Raw genomic sequence first — 2,517 nt, 5'->3', positions numbered from 1 at the left:
AAACGATTTCTTTTGCCCATCTAAAGCGTCCTGACGCAGCTTTGCATCGTTGCTGAGCTGGTCTAAATCGCTGGCGTAGTAATGCGTTTGCGGGTCGTAATATTCTAGGCTGGCTTGGATTTGTTGCCCGCCATCTCCTTGATCAGTGGCGCTATCGCTTGAACTGTGGCTGGTATTACTCGCTTTGTAGTCGAAGCTGGCAAGGGCAACCGAGCTGCTGCCAATTTGCCGCTGCGTATTCCAAGCGGTGAGCGAATCGCTTGCTTCTGTTGCCGACGCACGATGGAAGCGAGCGATGGGCTCTAAAGCTTCGGGGATGGAGAATACATCATCAAAAACCACCAGCTGCACTTGCGGGGAATCACCCGCCAAATGCTCAAATCGCCAAGCCAAACCACTTTCTTTCATTAATCTGCACAAAAACGCAAAATCGTCTTCGCGGTATTGCAAGCAATAAGAGCGCGGCGGGTATTCACCGGACAATTTGAAATCCAGCGTTTGCACTGAAGCAAACACAGGATTCTTGGCTTGATGCTCGGCCAGTACCTGTTTAATCAGATCCGGAATAGATAAGTCTTGGAACACCCGTGAAGTACGGCGGTATCTAAGCAGCGCAAAAGGCGGCTCTACGGTAAGGGAATACTTAGCGAAGCCCCCGTCAGAGCCTAAAAGCTGCGCCTGGCTCACCACCCCACAACGCTCAATTGCCTCACCATTTGCATTTGCAATAGACAAGACGATCGGCAAGCCTAGCAGCGATTTGAGCTCTAAAGCGCCATCGGGCGATAAGCAATCGATTTGATAGCGATAAGCTTGGTTGATCCCCTCACGACCTGTTACGCGCTGGGGTAAGAGCTGCTCACCCCAAGCTGCACCATCGCCTAATTGCAGAGAGATAAGGCGCTGATCTTGACTAAAAGCAGAGGCAAAGGAAGCAAGCAGATCACTAAGATTCATGGTAAATCAACGATATATGGCGACCGCAAATATTACACGAAGCTTTATCCTGTCTGTTTTATGATTTACCTTATTTGTGCATATTCACCAATTTACTGCTCATGCCATGTAAGCAAAACAATGTACGCAACAAAGAATAATGCCATAGGAATTCAAAAGAATAAGGACAATGATCTAATTCGTGATAAATCTCCGCAGATTTTAGCGAACTCCAAATACACATCTTTAAAACACTGATTCGGATAGCAAGCTGAAATCGATGCCTTGCTAAATTATATATGTACTTATATAATTGACGAATGAAAACACTCCGTTTTGTTGGTAGCAGTCTTGACGACTTACGCGATTTTCCGCTAGAGGCTCGGCGAGCATTTGGTTTTGAACTAGATGCTGTACAACGCGGCCAGATGCCATCCGACTTTAAGCCCATGCTCAACGTTGGCAGTGGCGTCTATGAGATCCGTATTCACGAACAAGGTGAATGGCGTGTTTTATATGTAGCTAAGTTAGCCGAAGCGATTTATGTACTGCATGCCTTTCAAAAAAAGACTCAAAAGACCCGCAAAGCCGATATCGAGCTGGCGGCCAAACGCTATCAGGAGATTACATCATGAGCAAAACCATCATTGAATCCAGTGGCAATGTTTTTGCCGACCTTGGCTTTAGTCCAGAGGAAGCGACTTTATTAAGCCTGCGCAGTAGTTTAATGAATGAATTACGCCAAATATTGCAAGAAAAAAACTGGACACAACAACAAGCCGCCACTGCGCTTGGGGTTAGCCAAGCGCGTATTTCTGATTTGGTGCGTGGCAAATGGGAAAAATTCAGCTTGGATATGTTGGTGACACTAGCAAGCCGTGCTGGCCGTAAAATCAGTTTAATGACTCACGCTTAATACCCAGTAAAGCCACCCCCACCAGCCCATCATGCCGGATGCGGCAGGCATGATAAATGGCAGCCCATTCGGTCATGGTTTGCAGGACATCTCCAGCTGAGCCATCAGTCAGCGGCGGCAGCTCTGGGGGGCAGCGCACCAGCAGGCTGGCTTGCGGCATAGCCCTTGGCGGCTGCATTGATGAGCAGGCGCCCAGCAGCAGGCAGGCACTCACGGCTATAGATCGTGCTATTGGTTTTAATTTCACGGATCACTCCTCGGTCGATAATGCGTTCTGTGATTTTCAGGGCAGCCAAGCGCTCTTCTACGGCGGAAGCAATGGCCTCGCTTTTTGCCTGTGTTTTAACGGCCGCACTGATAGCGGGGATGCGGATAAAATATTGGACTACTAGGGGATAGTTCATGTATTCGTACGAAGATAGATTGCGTGCTGTTCAGCTATACATTCAACTTGGAAAGCGCGTCGGGCCAACTATCCACCAGCTGGGTTATCCAACCAAGAATGCCTTGAAAGGCTGGTATCTGGAATACGAACAAATGCTTGACCTGCCAGCGGGCTATGCACGTAGGAAACAAAGATACTTGCAAGCACAGAAGGAGGTAGCTGTTGAGCATTACCGCACGCATGGCCAATGCATTGCGAGCACCATTCACGCACTGGGCTA

Annotated in this window: 4 protein-coding genes and 1 pseudogene; 3 read left to right on the top strand and 2 right to left on the bottom strand. The window is 48.5% G+C overall.

All coding sequences use genetic code 11. The features are described 5' to 3' along the window. The coding region (locus Q0R17_RS10365; protein WP_293934796.1) for a type VI secretion system Vgr family protein at nt 1–957 on the bottom strand (957 nt) is incomplete at its 3' end. A 299-nt stretch (nt 958–1,256) separates the two neighbouring features. Between Q0R17_RS10365 and Q0R17_RS10360 the strand changes: the two genes are divergently transcribed. Both Q0R17_RS10360 and Q0R17_RS10355 read left to right on the top strand, forming a co-directional pair. Then, nucleotides 1,257–1,571 carry a type II toxin-antitoxin system RelE/ParE family toxin gene (locus Q0R17_RS10360; RefSeq protein ID WP_293934793.1) on the top strand — a complete coding sequence of 105 codons (315 nt, stop codon included), beginning with the start codon at nt 1,257–1,259 and terminating at the stop codon, nt 1,569–1,571. Then, a complete protein-coding gene (locus Q0R17_RS10355; protein ID WP_293934790.1) occupies nt 1,568–1,852 on the top strand; it encodes a helix-turn-helix domain-containing protein in 285 nt (94 codons plus the stop codon). Before Q0R17_RS10360 ends, Q0R17_RS10355 begins: the two co-directional genes overlap by 4 nt. 104 nt (nt 1,853–1,956) lie before the next feature. Here the strand turns inward: Q0R17_RS10355 and Q0R17_RS10350 are convergent, their stop codons facing one another. Next, complete coding sequence (locus Q0R17_RS10350; protein ID WP_293934788.1) at nt 1,957–2,256, bottom strand: hypothetical protein; 300 nt, start codon at nt 2,254–2,256, stop codon at nt 1,957–1,959. Here Q0R17_RS10350 and Q0R17_RS10345 point away from each other — a divergent pair. Continuing rightward, nucleotides 2,255–2,517 (top strand): annotated as a pseudogene (locus tag Q0R17_RS10345) (IS3 family transposase); the annotation flags it as partial. The gene Q0R17_RS10350 and the pseudogene Q0R17_RS10345 sit on opposite strands and share 2 nt — an antisense overlap.

It is taken from the genome of Iodobacter sp. (assembly GCF_025352645.1).
GTDB lineage: Bacteria > Pseudomonadota > Gammaproteobacteria > Burkholderiales > Chitinibacteraceae > Iodobacter.
The sequence above is the reverse complement of the archived record's forward strand: the minus strand, read 5'-3'. Positions and strand labels throughout refer to the sequence as shown.

Coding starts and splice junctions, on each gene's coding strand:
- Q0R17_RS10350 (WP_293934788.1), bottom strand. CDS start 2,256: ATGAACTATCCCCTAGTAGTCCAATATTTTATCCGCATCCCCGCTATC.
- Q0R17_RS10360 (WP_293934793.1), top strand. CDS start 1,257: ATGAAAACACTCCGTTTTGTTGGTAGCAGTCTTGACGACTTACGCGAT.
- Q0R17_RS10355 (WP_293934790.1), top strand. CDS start 1,568: ATGAGCAAAACCATCATTGAATCCAGTGGCAATGTTTTTGCCGACCTT.